The 21432-nt window shown below is 36.5% G+C and carries 14 protein-coding genes; 10 read left to right on the plus strand and 4 right to left on the minus strand.

Annotation, left to right across the window (positions count from 1 at the left end; all coding sequences use genetic code 11):
- Positions 1-26: 26 nt before the first annotated feature.
- The 4 genes from CRT24_RS17430 to CRT24_RS17445 all read left to right on the plus strand — a co-directional run bounded on the left by CRT24_RS17430 (position 27) and on the right by CRT24_RS17445 (position 4611).
- Positions 27-2114: a DUF4838 domain-containing protein gene (locus CRT24_RS17430; protein WP_218962659.1), complete on the plus strand. Its 2088-nt coding sequence runs from the start codon at positions 27-29 to the stop codon at positions 2112-2114.
- Between the two features lie 395 nt (positions 2115-2509).
- Entirely contained in the window at positions 2510-2908 is a 399-nt protein-coding gene (locus tag CRT24_RS17435; protein WP_099372384.1) for an RNA polymerase sigma factor, read from the plus strand.
- A gap of 7 nt (positions 2909-2915) precedes the next feature.
- Positions 2916-3248 (plus strand): hypothetical protein, encoded by a 333-nt coding sequence (locus CRT24_RS17440; RefSeq protein WP_099372385.1) that lies wholly within the window; start codon positions 2916-2918, stop codon positions 3246-3248.
- Between the two features lie 79 nt (positions 3249-3327).
- A complete protein-coding gene (locus CRT24_RS17445; protein ID WP_099372386.1) occupies positions 3328-4611 on the plus strand; it encodes a Gfo/Idh/MocA family protein in 1284 nt (427 codons plus the stop codon).
- A 45-nt stretch (positions 4612-4656) separates the two neighbouring features.
- On the opposite strand, the gene CRT24_RS17450 is transcribed toward CRT24_RS17445, so the two are convergent.
- The 3 genes from CRT24_RS17450 to CRT24_RS17460 form a co-directional block, all read right to left on the minus strand.
- Positions 4657-7059: an ABC transporter permease gene (locus CRT24_RS17450; protein WP_099372387.1), complete on the minus strand. Its 2403-nt coding sequence runs from the start codon at positions 7057-7059 to the stop codon at positions 4657-4659.
- Between the two features lie 189 nt (positions 7060-7248).
- On the minus strand, positions 7249-8871 hold the full coding sequence (locus CRT24_RS17455) for a SusD/RagB family nutrient-binding outer membrane lipoprotein (protein WP_257214082.1): 1623 nt from the start codon (positions 8869-8871) through the stop codon (positions 7249-7251).
- 12 nt (positions 8872-8883) lie between these two features.
- Entirely contained in the window at positions 8884-11937 is a 3054-nt protein-coding gene (locus CRT24_RS17460) for a SusC/RagA family TonB-linked outer membrane protein (RefSeq protein ID WP_099372389.1), read from the minus strand.
- A gap of 289 nt (positions 11938-12226) precedes the next feature.
- Between CRT24_RS17460 and CRT24_RS17465 the strand changes: the two genes are divergently transcribed.
- The 3 genes from CRT24_RS17465 (at position 12227) to CRT24_RS17475 (ending at position 14265) form a co-directional block, all read left to right on the plus strand.
- Complete coding sequence (locus CRT24_RS17465; RefSeq protein WP_099372390.1) at positions 12227-12586, plus strand: VOC family protein; 360 nt, start codon at positions 12227-12229, stop codon at positions 12584-12586.
- A gap of 77 nt (positions 12587-12663) precedes the next feature.
- Positions 12664-13692 carry an aldehyde reductase gene (locus tag CRT24_RS17470; RefSeq protein WP_099372478.1) on the plus strand — a complete coding sequence of 343 codons (1029 nt, stop codon included), beginning with the start codon at positions 12664-12666 and terminating at the stop codon, positions 13690-13692.
- Positions 13693-14265: a Crp/Fnr family transcriptional regulator gene (locus tag CRT24_RS17475; RefSeq protein WP_099372391.1), complete on the plus strand. Its 573-nt coding sequence runs from the start codon at positions 13693-13695 to the stop codon at positions 14263-14265.
- Between the two features lie 10 nt (positions 14266-14275).
- On the opposite strand, the gene CRT24_RS17480 is transcribed toward CRT24_RS17475, so the two are convergent.
- Complete coding sequence (locus tag CRT24_RS17480; RefSeq protein ID WP_099372479.1) at positions 14276-15592, minus strand: sorbosone dehydrogenase family protein; 1317 nt, start codon at positions 15590-15592, stop codon at positions 14276-14278.
- Positions 15593-15821: 229 nt separating this feature from the next.
- Between CRT24_RS17480 and CRT24_RS17485 the strand changes: the two genes are divergently transcribed.
- From CRT24_RS17485 to CRT24_RS17495, 3 genes are read left to right on the plus strand one after another with little or no spacing between them, the layout of a single operon-like run.
- Positions 15822-17441 carry an arylsulfatase gene (locus CRT24_RS17485; protein WP_099372392.1) on the plus strand — a complete coding sequence of 540 codons (1620 nt, stop codon included), beginning with the start codon at positions 15822-15824 and terminating at the stop codon, positions 17439-17441.
- A complete protein-coding gene (locus CRT24_RS17490) occupies positions 17407-18819 on the plus strand; it encodes a sulfatase (RefSeq protein WP_099372393.1) in 1413 nt (470 codons plus the stop codon). The genes CRT24_RS17485 and CRT24_RS17490 overlap by 35 nt, the downstream gene beginning before the upstream one ends.
- An 18-nt stretch (positions 18820-18837) precedes the next feature.
- Entirely contained in the window at positions 18838-20208 is a 1371-nt protein-coding gene (locus tag CRT24_RS17495) for a sulfatase (RefSeq protein ID WP_099372394.1), read from the plus strand.
- The last annotated feature ends 1224 nt before the right edge of the window (positions 20209-21432 follow it).

Here is a 21432-nt window from a genome sequence, read left to right on the forward strand (position 1 = left end):
TATTTATTATATTTTCAATTCCAGCTATGGCTATTTCCAAGGAAGAGCTTAATAACTTTGACTTTTCGGTCTTGAGGCTTTTTATTGCTTCAAATGATGATCAGGAAAGTCAAAAAATAACAAATGAATTCGTTGACCAAATAAATAGAAGAAAAACCGAGAGAAGTAAGTTAATTATTGCTAGGTCTACAACAAACTCACACCTTGATTCCGAAAACACAATCTATTTTGAGATATCTCCCGAAATGTCTTCGGATTATGAAATCAGAAATAAAAGAGGAAGCCTTTCTATCATTGCGAAAAATAAGGAAACCTTGAAATGGTTGGGATATAATTTAATCTCAATTCTTGGAGAGTTTCATTTTTTGGAGAATTCTGATTTACCTCCTTCTTACCTTAATTTCCATACAGGTCATTTTGATTTTCACATGAAATATCGAGAACCGCATCTCTTGCCCAATTCAGATGTCAAAATAACGGAAATACTGCATACTCATAGTGTGGACAAAGATTGGGGGATTTGGGGACATAATTTAGAAAAGGTATTTATTGATGATGTTCCTTTGAATGCTCGTGCCCTCACTCCGAATGGCAGAAACAATAATCAACTATGCTTTTCATCTGAAGAAACTTACAGTGCAGTCGAGAGCTTTATAAAAAATCATTATGGAGAAGTAGAAGAGAAATGGTTTATGATAGCACCTAATGACAACAAAGTAGTCTGTACATGTGCTAGTTGCAAAAAAAATGGGAACACAAACGAATCTGCTACTCCTGCGGTATCAAATTTATTGAACAGATTAGCGAAGACGTTTCCTAAGCATCATTTTTTTACCATTGCATATCATACAACTACTGAAGCTCCAAAAATAAAAATGGAACCTAATACAGGTGTTTTTATCAGTACGATCAATTTTCCAAAGACAGTGCATATTGACCGCAAAAATCAATCTGTACAAGATTTTTCAAGATTGGTTAAGCAATGGAATAACAAGGTAAATAATATTTATATCTGGGATTATATTTCAAATTTTGACGATTATTTATCCCCCTTTCCAGTTTTAGCAAGATTCAAAAATCAACAAAAGTATTTCCATTCCTTAGGGGTATCCGGATTTTTCTTAAATGGTAGTGGATATGATTATTCTCCATTTGATGATATTAAAACCTTTGTGTTAAGTGCTTTAATGATAAACCCGTCTTTATCAGTCCAAAAATTGATAAAATCTTATTGTAATAAATTCTACCCTGTTACAGGATCTTTAATTAGTGAATTTATCATTGGTCTCGAACAGCAGAATATTTCATCAAATAATAACATCAATGTGTATGCTTCCTTTAGGGAAGTTACTGCCAGTTACTTAGATCAAAATAGATTTCTATTGTTTTATGAAAAACTAAACCAACTGAGGGATAAAGCAAAAGACCAAGAACTGAAAAGCATCGATAAACTATTGACAGCATTAAGCTATACTCGATTGCAGATGTTCTATCATAATGGAAATCTGAGTAATGGTTTCTTTAACCTCGTTAATGGCAATTTGGAGGTCTCCAACAAAGTTGAACCCACACTCAACAGATTAAAAGAATATCCAAGATTTGAACATTTTGAAAAATATAAAGAGGATGGAGGCTACCTCAATACTTATTTATCAGAATGGGAAAGCTTAAAATCAAAACCTCTTATTGTCAATTTGATCAAAAAAACACATGTAAGAGAAATAAGTTCGGGACAATTTTTAAAAGAAAGTGTCTTATTATCAGATAATATCCCGGGTTTTACATCAGATTTTCATCAAGGTTGGCTAATTTCGGGAGAAAGTCTGAACATAGAATGCATTTTGAAAATGTACTCTAAGTCTTCATCAACAATTGAAATGAAGTTTCTGATCAATGAAAGATTCAGGATGCTTCATCCTCAAAAAATTGAGCTAATCCTTAATGGAAAAGTGATGGAAACTTTTTCAGAAAAGGATTTGATTCAATCAGGGAATACAATGTTATTGAAGAAAAAACTAAAAGTAAATAACAAACAAAAACTAGAGGTTAGAATTTATAAAAACTCGGCATCTAACAGAGCTTTAATCGCCTGTGATGAGGTACTTTTATACTAACCTTTAATTAACCCATTATATTAAATTAATTATTTGCCTCGTGAAATATCCAGAGTCTACTAAATTAGAAGCAGTTGTTTCTATAGTTTCCGGTGAATTATACCTGGAAGAAGCAATGTCAAAGTATAATATAAAAGATAAAAGAACAGTGATCATGTGGATGAAAAAATTACTTCCACAAGCACGTAGTTCTATTTCTTCGTTAAAATCATAGTTATATATTTAACTTAAGTTCCATTATTACCTTTTTGCAACCTCTTTGGTCATCGACCGATTATACTGCCAGACTATTCACCTAACCCCCTTATAATTCATATTAACCGCCTTTAACTTAATAAAAACTTAACCCCACATTAATTTTAAAAATATCAAATTTACTATAGTTTTTACCCCCTATGAATTATAAACTAAAATCTGATATTGAGATATGGCAAGCCTGCAAGCAGGATGATGTGAATGCGTATAATGAATTGTTTGATAGATACGCCAAGATTCTTTATCGGCAGGCTGTATCCTATGTGAAAAGTGAAACCGCAGCTGAAACCCTGGTCATGAGTCTTTTGTTGCAAATTTGGGAAAACAGAAATAACTCAGATCTTGGTATAGGTAAAAATGTTAGAGCTTACCTGATGCTGTCAATGAGAAATCAAATAATTGATTATATCCAAAATCATATTTCCGGTTTTAAAGTAATAGACTTCAGCGAAGAAAATATCAAGATTGAATCAAATAGAACTGATTATAGGGTTAATGAGGTAGGAATGGAAAATTTTTATAAGTGGTTGTATAGTTAGTTTTTAAATGGAAACTCAAAAAAGACATCTTTTAAAGCGGTTTTTAGATGGACAATGTTCCAGTTTGGAGGAACTTCAGGTCGATAGATTGCTTGGAACAGAAGAAGGAAGATCTTTTTTCAGAGGATATATGTTAGAGCTTGATTTGGAAGCAGGCTTATACAAGATGAAAGGCATTAACGAAAAAGATCTTGACAGTAGAGTACTTCAGTGGAAATCAAAACTCAATGAAGCTATAAATCCCAAAAAAGACCAAATCGTCAGAACCCAATTAATTGGTTTCCTGAAAAAAATAAGGCGTTGGACCCAATCCCTTCTGAGGAAATTCGCTGCAAGGTAGTGGACTTAATTTTATTTTTTTGCTGAATTCTTAAGCAATTTTGGTAAATTAACTTCGTAACCTAAAACAGCCATTATAAATGAAAAGAAAAGAATTCTTGAAGAGTGCTGCAGTTCTAGCGGGCTCATCCATATTATTTCGTGCGGAAGCATTTGCAAATCAAAATTCACCATTGAAAATTGGCTTGATTGGTGCCAACGGAATGGGTTGGTCAAATCTGAATGCTATTTTGAAATTAGATAATGTGACCTGTACAGCACTTTGTGATGTTGATGAAAATGTACTCAACAAAAGAACTGCTGAACTGGAACAAAAAAATATCAAAACGAAAAAATATATAGATTACAAGGATCTTCTAAAAGATAAAAATGTCGATGCGGTTATCATAGGGACGCCAGATCATTGGCATTGTATGATAATGGTTGATGCTGTCAAGGCCGGAAAGCACGTATATGTAGAGAAGCCGTTGGGTAATTCCATCAAAGAATGTGAGATTATGTTGGCGGCAGACAAAAAATATAACAAAGTTGTACAGGTTGGACAATGGCAACGCAGTCAACAGCATTTTAGAGATGCAATGGACTTTGTACACAGTGGGAAATTAGGAAAAATCAGATCAGTTAAAGCTTGGGCGTACCAAGGATGGATGAAAAGCATTCCTGTAAAACCAGATTCAGCAGCTCCGGCAGGTGTTCATTACGATAAATGGTTGGGACCTGCAACAACAAGACCATTTAACCCCAATCGTTTCCATTTTGATTTCAGATGGTTCTGGGATTATGCTGGCGGATTAATGACTGACTGGGGCGTCCATATGTTAGATTTCGCGCTGATAGGTATGAAGGTGTCTGACCCGGTTTCTATTATGGCAACAGGAGGAAAATTCGCTTATCCCGAGGATGCTGCCGAAACTCCAGATTCATTGACAACTGTTTTTGCATTTGATGATTTTTATCTCCAATGGGAACAAGCTACTGGAATTGATCTAGGACCTTATGGCAAAGATCACGGTGTGTCATTCATCGGAAATAATGGAACGTTGGTAGTCAATAGAGGTGGATGGGAAGTAATACCTGAAAAGGGAAGGATGGAAGCAGTAGCACATCAACCCTCAAAAGACGATGGCTTATTCAAACATATGGAAAACTTTGTGTCTGCTATCAGAACCAATGACAAAAGTAAATTAAATGCCCCAGTTGAAGCTGGAGCACATATCGCTATCCTCTCGCAAATGGGGAACATTGCATACCGAACTGGAAAGAAAATTTATTGGGACAAGAATAAAAAGCAATTTACAGATGAAGAAGCTAATACTTATCTGGCCGCCAAATACAATAATGGTTATAAATTGCCAACCGTTTAATCAAGAAAATAAGAAGCCCCAAAAATCATTTGGGGCTTCTTATTTTTATTCTTCTCTTAATTTTTCTATTGGATTAAAACGCGTTGTTCTGACTAAAATCAGAAACATCAAAACACTTAATAGGAAAGTCAATAATATAACCGGACCTAGAAATGTAAATACGGAGAGGTCTACTCTAAACTCATAATTCTCTAGCCATATTTTCATTAACAAATAACTTATTGGAACAGCGATTATAATTGAACAGATAAAAATTATATAGTATTCTTTGGAGAATAAAACCAAAAGATCATAAAGGGAAGCTCCCAATATTTTCCTCATTCCTACCTCCTTGTTGCGAGATTTTATTGCCAAAGAAACTAAGCCAGAAATCCCCAGACAAACAATCAACAATGAAATAAAAGTTGCTGAAATTGAAGCCTTCTGTAACTTGAGTTCCGTTTCATACATCTTCCTGATGCTATCGTCGATGAATTGATATTGAAATGGTGAATCAGGCATCAACTCTTTCCAACGTTTCTCCAATTTATCAACTGAATTAGCAATAGAACCAGCTTCTAGTCGGATATTAAAGTATCTAAAGATAGTATTATGGGAAACATTCGTCCAGATAATAGGAGTATTGGCTGAATGCATAGAATTAGCTATAAAATTTTCTGTAACTCCAGTAACTATCGCCGGTTCATCGTTGTCTAGAAATATATTTTTCCCAATTATTTCATCTGCAGATTTGAAACCTAAACTCTGAACTGCCTGTTTATTCAAAACTATTTCTTTCACCCTATTGCTGTCTACAATATTAGTGCTGAAAAACTTGCCAGCTACCATTGGAATTTCATAAGTTATTCCATATTGCGAATCTGAAGTAATCATTTGCGATGCAATTGGATTTTGATTGCCACTGGTTGAAGAAATAGTAGTTCTTCCTACAATATTATTAGGAGTTTCATAAGAAAGACTAATATTTTTGATCTCATTAAGCTCTGACAATTCCTTCTGAATGGTCTGCATTTTTTGAACACCTTCAACAGACCAATCTCTAGGTACTTGCACGGTTAGTAAATAGTCTTTTTTGTATCCCATATCTCCATTGATAAATAAATTGATCTGCTTGGAGATAATAAGAGTAGAAGTTAAGATGATGATAGCAACGCTAAACTGTATAAATAAAAGTACTTTCCTAACCTCATTTTTCTTGTTGACTCTGTTCAGTTGTAACTTTACTGAATTTAGAATTCCATTTTTTGATAATATCAGTGCAGGATAAATTCCAGATAGTATACCAATCAACAAAGTCAAAATAAATAGGGCACCATAGAAATATATAGGCAATTCATTTAAATTAGGTAGGTTCCGCATGAAAATATTGTCAAATACTGGTTTGACCAACATATAAACCGGAGGACAAAATAAAATGACTACAAACACCAATACGATATATTCAATCAATAACTGTTTGGCAATTTGTGAAGACTGTGCACCCATGATTTTCCGGACTCCAATTTCTTTGAGTCGACTTATATTCTGACCAATACTGAAATTTATAAAATTGATAATTGCCATCAAGAGGATAAATCCCGATATATAAATCAATATCTTGATCATTTTCTTAACAGCAGCATTATTGTCATCCAGATAATAGGAAGATAAAGGATTGATTTGCGGACCATAGTTTTTTGAAAACTCAGGATCCATATTTTTATTTACCAGATCTTTAATGGGATTAATTAATTGATCAGGTTTTACACCTTCTCTTAATTCCAAAAACCCAGCAATATAGATATTCTCCCAACTATCGATGTTTCTTCCGAAATATTTTTCAGAAGCAATGGGTAAAAATATATCACTTTGCATAGCAGGAGTAAGTTCAAGAACTGAATTCTGCAACTGAGGCTTGATGACCCCAGTAACAACAAAATCATGTCTATCGCCCCTGAAATTGCTGATCTTAATATTTTTTCCCAGTACATGTGTATTCCCAAAATACTTAAGGGCAGCCTTTTCAGTTAATACCACACTGAAAGGATCTTCTAGAGCAGTTTTAGGATTTCCTTCATAAAGATCAAATCCAAACATAGATAATAGGGTAGGGTCTCCTAAGGATACACCTTCCTCAAAATTATCTGAACCATTTGAAATAATGCATGTAAGGCCATCTAGACGGTAATAATTGGCTACTAATTGTGGATATTCTTCATGCAAAGCTTTTGGCAAGGCCCCAATAGTGGTCAATGGTATACCAATGCCATCTGTTTTATAGGTGCTTTGTAGGATGAATTGCTGGTCCTTATTTCTTAATTCTGTGTTTACTTGATAGGCATCCCAAATGAAAGCTCCTACCAACATAATAAACGTCACTCCACAGATCAACCCAATGAGGTTAATGGTGTTCTGAAGCTTTCTCTTAGAAATGTTTCTCCATGCAATTTTGAAATAATGCCAGTTCATTGAATGTTTAGTAAATGTATCTAATAATTTGAATAAAAATTAGCATGCAATTTATTAGCCGAATACTCAATATCTTGATATTTAACAAGATATGATATTTTGAATTCTCGGTTTGTCCATTAACGAACATTTGTTGTCCGAAAATGGACATAAAGAAGCCGGCTACTGCCGGCTTTTTTATTCTTTTTTTTACAACTTTTTATTTTCAACATCCCACCATAATCTGGTTCCACCATTATCAGGGCCACCTAACATCTTAACAGCTTCATTGACTGCTGTGCTATTGCTGTTATATTCTCTTTCTGGGTATGGCATTCTCCTGATTCCAGGAACCGTTGGAATCGTATTATTACTGTAATTCACTACCACAGGGAATACCAATGGATAACCTGACCTACGATATTCTGCCCAAGCTTCATCACCATCAGGAAACATAGAAATCCATTTTTGTGTAATTATCCTTTCCAGTTTACGATCCTTGCTGTCAGCCTCATTCCACTGGATAGTAATCGTGCTCAATAATGGCGATCCTTCCTTAATATCATTTTGACCTGCTTTTACAGCTTTGGGATCAATATAAGGTTTCGGTTTTCTAGTAGAATTGCTCTTGTAAGCACTTGACTGAGCCCCTAAACCGTACATCTCAAAAGAACGGTCGATTCCATTCTCATAATTTGTTTTTGCATCACCGGCATTGGTCCAACCCCGAAGTGCAGCCTCCGCTTTTAAGAACCAAGCTTCTGATGAAACCATTAACTGCATCTTATTTGGTAATGGAAGTAATTTGGAATAATTGTCATACCTGCTCTTGGCATCAATCTCAATTCCTGAACGTATACCTTTAAATTGTCCTTGCACTGCTTCATCTGTTGCTTTAGCAAACAGTTTTCCAAGCCGTGGATCTTCATATCCACCTAAGATAGATTCAATATTAGCATGCATTCTTGTATCGCTCCATGTCGTGGTTATGATGTTCAAAGGATGGTCTGTGCTTAATTTAATAAAACAATTATCACCCACTGTTTCCATTAAACCTCCATTTGCAGGATTTAAAGCTTTTTCTCCCTCTGCTTTTGCCAAAGTGGGATCTTTATAAACAATTCGCAATGCTAATCTTAATCGCAAGGTATTGGCAAATTTCAACCATTGATCATAATTGTTCGATGCATATGCCAGATCAGATTTTTTCATTGCAGCAGAAACTTCCTTGCCCTTTAAAGATTTGAATACAGTTGTTGCACTGTCAAGGTCTTTAAAGAAATTTTTATAAGCATCTTCTTGAGAATCATACAGAATTTGATCATTCTCATCTGGAGCATTGTATTTACTATAGATAATTGGACCTACCTTATCAGAGGTTCTGTGCATGGCCGAAACTTTCAGAACTTTGGCAAAGGCAAAAATATCCTGCATTTTTTCATCAGATCTAGTCAGTGTTTCAACTCTATATAATGGGTTCATCGCGCGGATATAACGATCCACCCATAATGAAGAATACCACCCCGGAACTAAGGCATACGTTAGGTTGTTCGCATTTCCAACAAAAGGTGCTTCCGCTGCCAAATATCCACCATATGCATCACTAGTCAAGTTTATAGATGCTTGGTATTCACCAACATTTTCAGGAAGAATAGCGCGTTGTGCCTGTGCCAAAAATGAGGCAACTAGAGCAAAATCTCCCATTGCCTCTTCGTCAGTTACTCCTGCTGGATTCGTATTTAATTCTGTGAAATCTTTTGTACAACTTGTGGTCAAGAAAAATGCACTTAACAAGATTCCCGACAAGGTATAATAGGTTTTAAATTTTTTCATCTTCATTCTCAATTAAAAGGATACTTTTAGGTTTAAGCCATAACTTCGGGTTGCTGGTAAAGCAAAACTATCATAACCTTGCGCACCAACTCCGGTTGTCGTATTCAACTCCGGGTCATAGGGAGCATCATTTCGGAAGAAAAATAGATTTCTTCCCGTTAATGAAATAGATGCACTCTTAACACCTTTCCATTGGATTGGCAGCCCATAGGTTAATGAAATTTCTCGCATACGGATATTGGTCGCATCATAAACCTGACCTTCGATTATACCATCCCGATTACCTACAGCACTGTAATATGCCTGTGCAGGAATCTTCCCTTCCCAAGGTGTTCCATCCATCTTTACAGCTGGTATATCCAATCCGCCAGCATCTCTCGCAGCAGCACTTTCTTCACTAACTCCAAAAGAATTTAAATATCCGTCCGTCACACTGATAACCTGTCCACCAAACCTTGCATCAATAGTAAAACTTAAACCGAATTTTCCGTAGTTAAACGTATTATTCCACCCGATAATGGATTTCGGATTGTTATTACCAACATAGCCTTCAGGTCCAATCTGAGGCCTACCCGTATCATCTACCACCATTACACCATTCTCATCACGTAAAAATGTCCTCGCCCAAAAATCCCCAAACGATCCATTTAATCTCAACACATTAAAGTTTCCACCAATAGAATATCGCTCGCCTAATTTTGGCGCCAATTCTAAAATCTTATTTCTGTTAGCAGTGAAATTCACCGAAGTATTCCAACTGAAATTTTCTTTCTTTATGGCGTCAATCCCTAATGCTGCCTCGATACCTTTATTCTCAACATTTCCAGCATTTAAGAAAACCGTGGTGAAAACTTGTCCAACAGGGGCTTGATACGAGAAATATTGATCCTTGGTATTAGTTTTATACAATGCCAGGTCAAAATTAATCCGGTCATTCCAAAACCTACCTTCATAGCCCACTTCAAAACTTCTACTGATCTCTGGTCGTAGTGGCAAACCTTGGTAAGGGCCCGAAACATTAGCATTCAATATACCGGTAGCCAAAGTATTCGTTGGGATGGTACTATAGATCCCGACATCATTTCCAACTTCTGCCATAGTCAACCTCAACTTACTGTATGTAATAAATGCAGGCATCTTTACCATATCTGATAGCACCGCTGATAGTCCTGCTGACCAATAGAAATATCCCTTTTTCATCTCGGGGGTATTAGCCAAAGTCGATGACCAGTCATTACGAGCAGTCAAGTCCAAGAAGATTTTGTCCTTAAATCCTAAGTTTGCAGATGCAAACAAGGATTGCAATTGCCTTCTGCTAATCGATTCATTCAGTACATTTATCGGAGCCTCTCTATAGATATTGCTCATTAAAAATTTATTGGCAACAGCCAATTTCAATTGGTCAAGATTCCATCCATTGGATTTGGTGTCATTAATGGATGTTCCCGCTGTAAAATTTAAATCCCAATCCTCAGCAAAGGTTTTATTACCGATCAATAATAAGTCGCCATATAAGGCTGTACTTTCGGTCTCATCTCGGATGAATCGTCCGTTATCCTGTAAAACGCCTTCGATAACTTCTCCTGATAAAACACCTTGAGTTCCGGCGTAAACATGCCGCTCAAATTTATCCCAACGCTTGTTCAAAGTTCCCCTAGCACTAACAGATAGCCAATCATTAATCGTGTATTTTAATTGCCCCTGTGCAATGATATTGTCTCGAAGCTGAAACGTAGGATTACGGTTTAAAACCCAAAACGGATTTTGGGAATGATGAGTTCCAGTTAACCCAGCATCTGCATTGATATTCCACCAATCCTGAAGGTAAAGATTTCGACTAGTGGATAAATATTCAAAATTCTTGTATTTGTCAAAATCCAGACCTCTCGGAAAAAGATATAATCCGGCAATAGGGCTGAAATATAAGCCTGAAGTTGGACGATTATGAATATCCTGCCTAGAATACATCATGCTCCCATCGAAACTTAGTTTGTTGTCAAAAAAATTAGTAGAATTCCTGAAAGTTGCTGAATGTTGATTGAATGAATTAGTAGGCAAAATCCCTTTATTGCTGGTATTGCCATAAGAGAAATAGTTTTGCATTTTTTCTGTACCACCGCTCAAAGAAACCGTATTGATTAATGTGGTACCTGTATTATAAAAATCCTTGACAGGATCATTGAATGACCCTTTCTCGCCCCAGCTTTCCTCACTTCCTTCTGTTGTTTGAGCATATCTGTATTGTAGCTTCGGTAAATAGAAAGCCTGATCTGCTGTGATGCTTGAAGAAACATCAATTTTGAGGTTTCCTTCAGCTCCTTTTTTTGTCGTAATCATAATAGCTCCATTTGCTCCTTGGCTGCCATAAAGGGCTGAAGCAGATGCTCCTTTCAATACATTGATACTTAAAATATCGTCTGCATTTAAGGTGCTTAAGATATCTCCTCGATCAGGCGCACCGCCAAATGCTCCTTCAGATCCACTACCACCTGTGTTTGTAATAGGGAGTCCATCGATTACATAAAGTGGCTGATTGTTGCGGTTTGATTTAAACCCGCGAAGGATAATGTTGACTGATCCTCCAATTCCGGATGAACTACGGTTGATTTGCATCCCTGAAACTTTACCAGTCAGGTTATTCATCGGATTGGCATCCTTTACCTTCGTCAATTCCTCGCCTTTCACGGTTTGTGTAGAATAAGAGAGACTTTTTGCCTTTCGCTGAACACCCATAGCCGTCACCACAACATCATCAATTTTATTGGCTTGTGCCGCTGCCAAACTGATGGTTATTGATGTGTCAGCAGGAGTGATACTCTGATTGACTTGGTTATAACCCATAATACTGACATTGACTCCTATGGTACCTGCAGGAACTTCTATCGTAAAATTTCCGGAATCGTCAGTCGCTGTAGCTTTATTGTTTGGAATCAGTTTTACTGTCGCTCCAGCAATGGGAGCCTTTGATTGTTCATCAACAACGGTACCTTTCAATATCCGCTCTTGAGCATAAATTAATTGAATGGCTGTGAGCCATAGCATTAGGAAGGTTAGTGTTTTCCGCATAATGTTAGTTCAAAATAATAATCCATTAGTTATTGTAACGGTAATGATACAATTGATAAGAAAACGAACTTATTTTGATTATATTTTATATTAAATCCTGATTTGAGGTCATTTTGTGATTAGATAGATTTTGATAAAGCGTGTATTTTATTGATTAATAAATCTTTATATAACTGTTTTTTTATGCGTTTTTATTTTAAAAAAATGTGATAAACATTAGCTTTAAGAAAAAATCCTCATCTTAAAACTTTGAATTATAACAGTTGTTTTAAGCTATAAAACCCTTAATATGTTAACAGCAGTATGCCCAAAACTCCCAATGCGAGTTAAGACCATCACTAGAGAATTTTATGTCAATCAATTAGGTTTTCAAGAAGACGGATTTGAAACCTATGAAAGCTATATGATCTTAAAAAAGGATAATCTAGAACTTCATTTCTTTATCTTTTTGGATTTGGTCCCTGAAGAAAATTATGGTCAAGTATATTTCCGAACAGATAACATAGACTTACTTTATCAAAATCTGATCAATGATGGCGTTACAATACATCCTAACGGAAGCTTAGCTGTCAAGCCATGGGGAATGAAAGAGTTTTCTATATTAGATCCAGACAACAATTTGATCACTTTCGGACAATACGGTAATTAATATTAATTATTTACCATTTGGTAATTGAGAAATCTTTGTTGTTCAGGTACTTTGTGATGTACAAATTATCAAAGGCTATGAACAACAAAGAAGTATTACTAACTGGAATCACTGGATTTTTAGGTTCTCATACAGCAATTGAGCTATTGAACAGAGGGTATAAAGTTACAGGTACACTCAGGGATTTAAATAGAATAGATTCAATACGATCCATAATCTCAAATCATACCGATAACATCGATAATCTTAGTTTTTTTCAAGCTGAGCTATTAGATAAAGAGGTTTGGAAAAAAGCTACTGCTAATAAGGATTATGTAATCCATGCCGCATCTCCATTTCCTAGGGAATTGCCAAAAGATGAAAATGAATTAATTATTCCTGCCAAAGAAGGTACATTAAATGTTTTGACTGCTGCTAAGTCAAATAAGGTCAAAAGGGTGGTCATTGTTTCATCCATATCAACAGTAGTTTATGGTAAAAAGAAAGATGAGCTGGAGAACGTTTTTACCGAGGAAACTTGGACGGATACGGCGAATAGAGTAGATACAAAACCCTATATAAGGAGTAAAACCATAGCGGAAAAAGCTGCCTGGGATTTTATTAAGAAGGATAGTGATGGCATGGAGATGGTGAGCGTATTGCCCGGAGCAATGCTCGGTCCAGTATTAGAAGAAGATTTTGGTACTTCGGCGAATATCGTGATCAAAGCTTTAGATGGAAAGATGCCGGCAATGCCTAAAATTGCATTTGAAATAGTGGATGTCCGTTCTGTTGCTCAATTGCTGGTAGATGTCATGGAAAAACCTCAAGCAGCCGGAAATAGATTTATGGCCTCTGCTGGTCATATGACAATGAAGCAGTTAGCAAATGTTCTTAAGTCCAATTTCCCAGATAAAAAAATCAGTACCTCAGAATTACCTAATTTTATGTCGAGATTTATAGCTCTATTTGAACCCTCCTTGAAACCAATCTTGTTGGATTTAGGAATTACAAGAAAAATAGATGCTACTAAGGCAAAGCGAGTATTGGGCTGGAAACCAATCTCAAAGGAAGATGCAATATTGGCTTGTGCCAAAAGTGTTTTGAAAATTGGAATCGTCAAATAAATGGAAAAACTAAAATCAATTCTAAGATTTGGGGCTATCTTATCAGAATCAGATATCGAAGAGATAGCCTCAAATTTTAAAGCTAAAAGTCTAAATGCAACCGAGCATGTTTTAGAAGTTGGTCAGATTGCTCATGAAATCGCTTTTATAGAATCTGGAATTGTCAGAATCTATAAACCTGATGATGACGGCAATGAAGTCACAAAATACTTCTTTAAGGAAAATCAATTTTTCGTTGATCTCGAAAGCTATTACTCAGGAACGGCAGCAAGTGAAGCATTCCAAGCAGTTGTAGATTCTCAACTCTATACTATCCATAAATTGAAAATCGACAAGCTCTGTGAAAATATTCCAAACTTCTTTATTTTTTTGAAGTCCATTACTGAGGCCACACTTTTAAATAAAATTAAAGACAATGATTTTCTCAACTTTGGTAGCTCTAAAACCAAATATCTGGAATTTATAAAGCGTTACCCGAAGTTAGCTTTGCAAGTCCCACAACAATACATTGCTTCTTATCTAAAGGTAACGCCACAGTCTTTGAGCCGAATCCGAAGAGAATTGACTAAATAATGTTTGAAATCTATTTCTTAATCACTGACCAAATTATATTTGCAGCGTCATCTGTCACCAACATATAGTTCTTGGTAAAGGCTACAGAAACAGGTCTTCCATACACCTCATTATTTTCTTTATTTGCTATAAAGCCTGTCAGAAAATCTGTTGGTTCACCAGAAGGTTTCCCACTGGAGAAAGGAACAAAAATAACCTTATATCCTGAGAATTCTGATCTGTTCCAGGAACCATGTTGCCCTACAAATGCACCTTCAGGGAAACCCGGAGCCTTATTGAAAGCCAATCCTAAAGAAGCAGTATGAGATCCAACAGCGTAATCAGGTCGGATGGCATCTGGAATATTATTAGGGATGCTGTCTTTCCACCGGGGATCAACATTGTTCCCCCAATAATAGTATGGCCAACCATAAAATCCACCTAATTTCACTTCTGTGATATAATCTGGAACAATTTCATCGCCCAATTCATCGCGTTCATTTACAGCAGTCCATAAGATTCCGGTTTGAGGATTTAAGTCCATGCCCACAGGATTACGAAGACCTGAAGCATAAATTCGCTCGCCAGAACCATCAGGATTGACCTCTAAAATCACCGCACGGCGTTCCTCATATTCCATCCCGTTTTCACCAACATTACTCCCTGACCCTACTGAAATAAAAATTTTATCACCCGCCTTATTGCTGATCAAGTTTCTAGTCCAGTGGTTATTATATCCGCCAGCAGGAAGTGTCAGGATTTGCTCCCCCTGTGGTGAAACCAAAGTGCCATCTTCGGGATTGTATCCATAACGAATAAGACCATCTGTATTCGCTACATAAAAGAATTTACCTAAAACTAGCATCCCAAACGGTTGCTTTAAATCCTTCAAGATTACCTGTTGGCTATCATGTTTGCCATCATTGTCGGTATCTTTAAATAAAATAATTTCATTAGGACTTTTATCCCTGAACGCGTTTCTGCTATCAATTTTTTCTGCATCTTCACCTTCTTTTTCTGTTCTAGCCTGAGCCACAAATATATCTCCATTGGGAGCTACATAAACATGCCTAGGGCTGTTTAAACTGTCAGCAAATCTCACTACTTCAAATCCATCGGGAGCAGTAGGTGCCTGGTCAGGACCCCAACCCAAGATTTTAGAAAATTTATTCTTTGGTTCCGTGCTGAATGGCTCAGCTAAACGTTCCAAACTCCCATATTCACCGTAATGACTGGAATCAGTTGAAGTCGTATCGCTAGAATTATTCTGTTTGTTCGATGAGTTACAAGAAATAAAAGTCATCGATAAGATAGTAAAAGAGGTAAAGAGTAAGTGATTTCTTTTCATAATTCTATTTTTTAATAGAACCATTAACCAGTTAAATGGTTTAGATAAATTGTAAACTATAAAGTCAAGGAAATACGATATAGTTAATTTGTTACAAATAATACTTCACAAATACAGCTCATAAACTTCATTCGACTAATTGAAAAACAATAAATATCTACTGTTTGGGTAGTGATTAAATAAATTTTATATTTATATAAGTAAACCTGGAAAACCAAATTCAATTCTTATGAAAACTCCCTTCTACCTCCATTGCTTTGCCTTACTTTTTTTGTATTTGCCTTTAAATTTATTTTCTCAATCCAAGCCGAATATTGTAGTTGTTCTGGTGGATGATATGGGATATTCGGATTTAGGTTGTTACGGTGGTGAAATACCAACTCCTAATATTGATCAACTCGCAAAAGATGGATTAAGATTTACTAATTTTTATAATGCTGCTAGATGTTGTCCATCCCGTGCTGCTTTACTTACGGGTGTATACCCTCACCAAGCAGGTATAGGTCATATGATGGAAGACAAAGGCGAAGAGCACCCAGCTTATAGAGGGCATCTGAATAAACAGACTGTCACCATTGCTGAGCTGTTGAAGTCAGCTGGTTATTTTACTATCATGACCGGGAAATGGCATGTTGGCCAACCAAAAGGTGTAACACCTGCTAACAGAGGCTTTGACAGATCATTGAATGCTCCTGCGGGAGGATTCTATTATGGTGACCATCAGAACGCACGATTATTTCTAAACGGACAAAGAATTCAAAATGATTCCCCAATACTTCCCAAGAATTGGTACTCCACGGATTTATGGACAGCGTTTGGACTTAAGTTCATTGACCAAGCTGTTGAGGAGAAAAAACCCTTCTTACTATATCTAGCACACAATGCTCCGCATTTTCCTTTGCAGGCACCATTGGAAGAAATTGAAAAATTCAGAGGTAAATACAGAGATGGCTGGGAAAAGTTCAGGGAAAGAAGATATCAAAAACAAATTGGATTAGGGTTAATTGATCCTTCATGGAAATTGCCGCCATTTAATCCCAATGTTCCTAAATGGGATAGTCTTTCTGAACAAGAAAAGGATAAATACGACCATTTGATGGCAATATATGCCGCGGTGGTTTCTCGCCTGGATAAAAGCATTGGTGATTTAGTCAAAGGCCTTAAAGAAAAAGGAGTCTATGATAATACGGTTATCCTTTTTGTGTCTGATAATGGAGGCAACCCTGAACCAAGTGCAGAAGGCAGATACCAAGGTGAAAATCCAGGAGATTCTAAATCTAGTATTTTCTTGGGACAAGGATGGGCAGAGGTAGGTTGTACTCCGTTTTGGTCGTATAAACATCATACCCATGAAGGCGGAATTTCTACAGCGGGAATCGTGTCATGGCCGAATGGAATAAAACCCGACAAGAAGGGAACTTTTATTAAGGAAACCGCACATATTACAGATATACTCGCTACCGTCGCCGACTTTGCCGGAGCATCATATCCAGAGACTTACAATGAAAATAAAATTACGCCAACTGTAGGTGTCAGCTTAAAACCATTAATCGAAGGTAAAAAACTAAACCGAACAAAACCTGTTTATTGGGAGCACGAAGGAAACAAGGCCATTCTACTCGATGAATGGAAATTGGTTGCTGAGAACGAAGAAAATTGGCAATTATATAACTTGAAAAATGACCGTACTGAACTGAAAAATGTAATTGAAGATAATCCTAAAATAGCCAATAAATTAAAAGACCTTTACCAAGATTGGTATAATAAAATAAATGCTGAACCTTGGGATGGAAACCCAGTTTGGTTTTATGACTATGAAAAAGCAAAGGAGGAAAATGCTCGGAACTAAAAAATCAAAATTGTTTTCAGGATGGTTGATCATCCAAGTATTGACAATGCAATTCGTAATTGCTCAACAACATGCCAATTCGGAAAAGCCAAATATCCTCATTATTATGGCAGATGATTTAGACAGTCACCAGCTGAGTTGTTATGGCGGAGAGAATATTCAGACAACACATATTGATGGTTTGGCAAAAGAAGGATTGAAATTCAACAATATGATTGCTTCTGAAGCGATGTGTGTGCCAACAAGAGCTTCACTTTTTACCGGTTTATATCCTGCTAGGCATGGAGCTTATCAAAACCATAAACCTGTTAAACCTAATTTGAAAAGCGTAGCACATTACCTCAAAGATGCTGGATATAGAGTCGGACTTACAGGGAAAAACCATGTTACTAAACCTACCAGCATTTTTCCTTTTCAAATTATTCCGGGATTCGAAGAAGATTGTGTAGCTTCTCATGATGAATATTCTCTGGATAGCATTTCCAAATTTGTGGACAACAAAGCGGACCCTTTTTGTTTATTTGTGATGAGCATCAATCCGCATATTCCTTGGAATGTTGGAGATCCGACTGAATTCAATGCCAATGAACTCAAACTCCCTGCTCATTGGGTAGATACCAAACAAACTAGAGAAGACTTCAGGAATTATTTGGCAGAAATCAGAAGATTGGACAACCAAGTAGGCGATGTAATGAAGATGCTCAAAGAGAAAAATCTATTAGAAAATACCATTGTTATTTTCTTAGGAGAACAGGGACCGCAATTCCCGGGCGGTAAATGGACGCTTTATGATAATGGTCAGAAAAGTTCTATGATTATTCGATGGCCAAAAGAAATTAAAGGAAATTCTCAAACAGATGCCATCGTACAATATGAAGATATAATACCCACGTTGATCGAAATTGCAGGAGGAAAAAAAGTGGACTCATTGGATGGGAAAAGCTTCCATCAGGTATTGCATAACCATAAAAAACAACATCGGGATTTTGCCTTCGGAATTCATAATAATATCCCAGAAGGACCTGCTTATCCAATTCGAAGCATTAGAGACAAGAAATATAAATTAATCCTGAATCTTACTCCTGAAAATGATTATTACATCAAGTATATGATGAATCTGAACGACAAAAATCTTGCTTACACAACTTGGATGGAGAAAGCCAAAACGGATAAAAATGCCAAATTTTTGACGGATAGAATATACAGGCATCCTGCCGTGGAATTATATGATATTCAGTCTGATCCTGATGAATTGACTAACTTGGCTGAGAAACCAAAATACAAAGCTAAAGTAAGTGAGATGAAATCAACTTTGGAAGAATGGATGCTTCAGCAAGGAGATACCGGAATAAGTATGGATGTGCCAATTAAAAAATAAATTAATCCTTCAAAAAACATGAATACTAATTTATATATAAAATTAATTTTATCGTTATTGTTTTCTTTTGCCTTGTCATTTGTTTCTGCTCAAGATTCTAAGAAACCCAACATTATCCTGATTCTATCAGATGATTTAGGAATCGGTGACTTGAGTGCCTATTTTAATAAATATGAAACACCAAATCTAGATAAGATAGGTCAAGAAGGTATTAGATTTACAAATTATTACAGCGCTTCTCCAATTTGTTCACCTTCCAGAGCCGGTCTGTTGACAGGTCAGCAGCCAGCCAAACTTCATTTTACGACATTCTTAAACACGCGAGCAGATAATAGGAAGAAAAATCAAGTAGATTATTTAGATCCAAATGTCCAAACGATGGCCAAAGTTTTAAAAAACAACGGTTATAAAACTGCACATTTTGGGAAATGGCATTTAGGTGGGGGAAGAGACGTTCAGGACGCACCGAATTTTGATAAATATGGGTTTGATGCTTGGTCGGGAACTTATGAAAGTCCAGACCCCGATCCTGCATTAACAGCTACTGATTGGATATGGTCTGATCAGGATAGCGTCAAACGTTGGAATAGAACTAAGTATTTTGTTGATAAAACCTTGAACTTTCTAAAGGAACACAAAGGTGAGCCTTGTTTTATCAATGTTTGGACGGATGATGTCCATACTCCATGGGTAGCTGGAGATGATGAAAACGGAAAATATCCCGGTAAACCCAATGAAGAAAAAAGCTTCCAAAATGTCTTGAAGGAATATGATAAACAAATCGGTCGTTTAATGGACGGACTGAAAGAACTCGGGGTCGATGATAATACTATTGTGATATTTATAAGCGATAACGGTCCATTACCAAACTTTAGACAAGATCGATCAGCTGGATATAGAGGTAGCAAATTATCCTTGTATGAAGGCGGAATCAGATTGCCATTATTAATCCGTTGGCCGGCAAAAATAAAACCTGGACAGGTAGATTCTACAACGATTGTATCTGCTTTGGACTTCTTGCCTAGTTTTGCAAAAATTACAGATTCTAAAATTCCACAAAGAAAGGTCTTGGATGGTCAGGACATCAGCAAAGCTTGGCTGGGCTCTGCGGTCAAAAGAAACAAACCTGTAATCTGGGAATATGGACGTAATGACACGACTGCCTTTAGCTTCCCAAAAAAGATCAATAAAAGCCCAGCACTAGCGGTTCGGGATGGCGACTGGAAGTTCATGATGAACAGCGACCAAACAGCATTGGAACTTTATAACTTAAAAACTGACCCTAAAGAACAAAACAATCTGATTAAAGATCAACCCACGCTGGTGAAAAAATATTCAAAAATCCTTAGTGACTGGTGGGCAAAACTCCCTGAGTTTCCAAAAGGATAAGGTCATTTATTTTGCTAATCTTGCAATTAGAGATGACATGCCTGTCGTTGCAAAGCGGGCGAATTTTGGGGAAATTTAGTTGTGGCTCGCCGCAACTAAATTTCCCCAAAATTCGCCCATTTTATAAAAAAAGAACTTGTCATTCTCGAGCTTTAGCTCGGGAAACTATTTAGTCGCTTTATATGCGTTGGATTGTTACGAAGGGGAGGTAGTGATTTTTATCAAATAGCAATTTATAGTTACACCCTTACAGGGTTGCATAGCGTCTTGTAATCCTTTCTATAATAGTTGCACCCTTACAGGGTTGCATACCTTGCTGTATGTATCCTTTCTATAATAATTACACCCCTACAAGCAATGTCATTAAGTTAAGAAAATAAAAAGGCCATTGGCATTTTTTCATTGGCAGGTGGGGACACCTGCCACGGCTAGAAAACCCCATCGGGGTTAAATGCAGGAGGCATGAAATATCTCTTAAATGCCGTCGGCATGCAATATCTATAGAAATGAAAATCGCCTCAAACACCAACGCCGTAGGTGTGGCATGTTTTAACAAACAAATGCACGTAAAGCGACAAAATAGTTTCTTGAGCTAAAGCTCAAGAATGACACGTTCTTTTATTTAAATGGGCGATTTTTGGGGAAATGGAGTTGCGGCGAGCCGCAACTCCATTTCCCCAAAAATCGCCCCCTTTCCAACGACATGCCTGTCAATCCTAATCGCAAGATTAGGAAACTATTTCTATGATTTAAAAACAATAGTGGTCGGTGCTTTCACCAACCACGGCGAACCACCCCAAACACCAACGCCGTAGGTGTGGCATGTTTGTTAAATTATTATGTCGTTATCCCAATTCTAATGTCTTATGTCTTATGTCTAATGTCTACTTTTCCGTTACAAGCCAATCCCTCACTAAACTTATTTTGTCTTAATAATCCTTTGTTTTTAAGTTTTTTGAAATTTAAAAAACTTAAATAAGTTTAAATTAATCTATTGGTTAATAATAGTCAAAGGAACATTTTTTGTTTAAAATTTCATTTTGTTAATAAAATTCTATCCATTATTTTCAGCCTTGAATTAATCAATACATAATAACTAAATGCCTGCTTATGAAAATAAAATAGAACTCATTTTGCCTAAAAAACACACCTAAAAAACACTTAAAACAGACTAAACCTTAACTCATGTCTATTAAATAGACAAATCTATTTACTATCAATTAT

Source organism: Sphingobacterium sp. 1.A.5, from assembly GCF_002734235.1.
Taxonomy (GTDB): Bacteria; Bacteroidota; Bacteroidia; order Sphingobacteriales; family Sphingobacteriaceae; genus Sphingobacterium; species Sphingobacterium daejeonense.

What these genes read in the sequence shown, in the direction of transcription:
- CRT24_RS17430 (WP_218962659.1), top strand. Translation starts at nt 27, where the DNA reads ATGGCTATTTCCAAGGAAGAGCTTAATAACTTTGACTTTTCGGTCTTG.
- CRT24_RS17435 (WP_099372384.1), top strand. Translation starts at nt 2,510, where the DNA reads ATGAATTATAAACTAAAATCTGATATTGAGATATGGCAAGCCTGCAAG.
- CRT24_RS17440 (WP_099372385.1), top strand. Translation starts at nt 2,916, where the DNA reads ATGGAAACTCAAAAAAGACATCTTTTAAAGCGGTTTTTAGATGGACAA.
- CRT24_RS17445 (WP_099372386.1), top strand. Translation starts at nt 3,328, where the DNA reads ATGAAAAGAAAAGAATTCTTGAAGAGTGCTGCAGTTCTAGCGGGCTCA.
- CRT24_RS17450 (WP_099372387.1), bottom strand. Translation starts at nt 7,059, where the DNA reads ATGAACTGGCATTATTTCAAAATTGCATGGAGAAACATTTCTAAGAGA.
- CRT24_RS17455 (WP_257214082.1), bottom strand. Translation starts at nt 8,871, where the DNA reads ATGAAAAAATTTAAAACCTATTATACCTTGTCGGGAATCTTGTTAAGT.
- CRT24_RS17460 (WP_099372389.1), bottom strand. Translation starts at nt 11,937, where the DNA reads ATGCGGAAAACACTAACCTTCCTAATGCTATGGCTCACAGCCATTCAA.
- CRT24_RS17465 (WP_099372390.1), top strand. Translation starts at nt 12,227, where the DNA reads ATGTTAACAGCAGTATGCCCAAAACTCCCAATGCGAGTTAAGACCATC.
- CRT24_RS17470 (WP_099372478.1), top strand. Translation starts at nt 12,664, where the DNA reads ATGAACAACAAAGAAGTATTACTAACTGGAATCACTGGATTTTTAGGT.
- CRT24_RS17475 (WP_099372391.1), top strand. Translation starts at nt 13,693, where the DNA reads ATGGAAAAACTAAAATCAATTCTAAGATTTGGGGCTATCTTATCAGAA.
- CRT24_RS17480 (WP_099372479.1), bottom strand. Translation starts at nt 15,592, where the DNA reads ATGAAAAGAAATCACTTACTCTTTACCTCTTTTACTATCTTATCGATG.
- CRT24_RS17485 (WP_099372392.1), top strand. Translation starts at nt 15,822, where the DNA reads ATGAAAACTCCCTTCTACCTCCATTGCTTTGCCTTACTTTTTTTGTAT.
- CRT24_RS17490 (WP_099372393.1), top strand. Translation starts at nt 17,407, where the DNA reads ATGAAAAAGCAAAGGAGGAAAATGCTCGGAACTAAAAAATCAAAATTG.
- CRT24_RS17495 (WP_099372394.1), top strand. Translation starts at nt 18,838, where the DNA reads ATGAATACTAATTTATATATAAAATTAATTTTATCGTTATTGTTTTCT.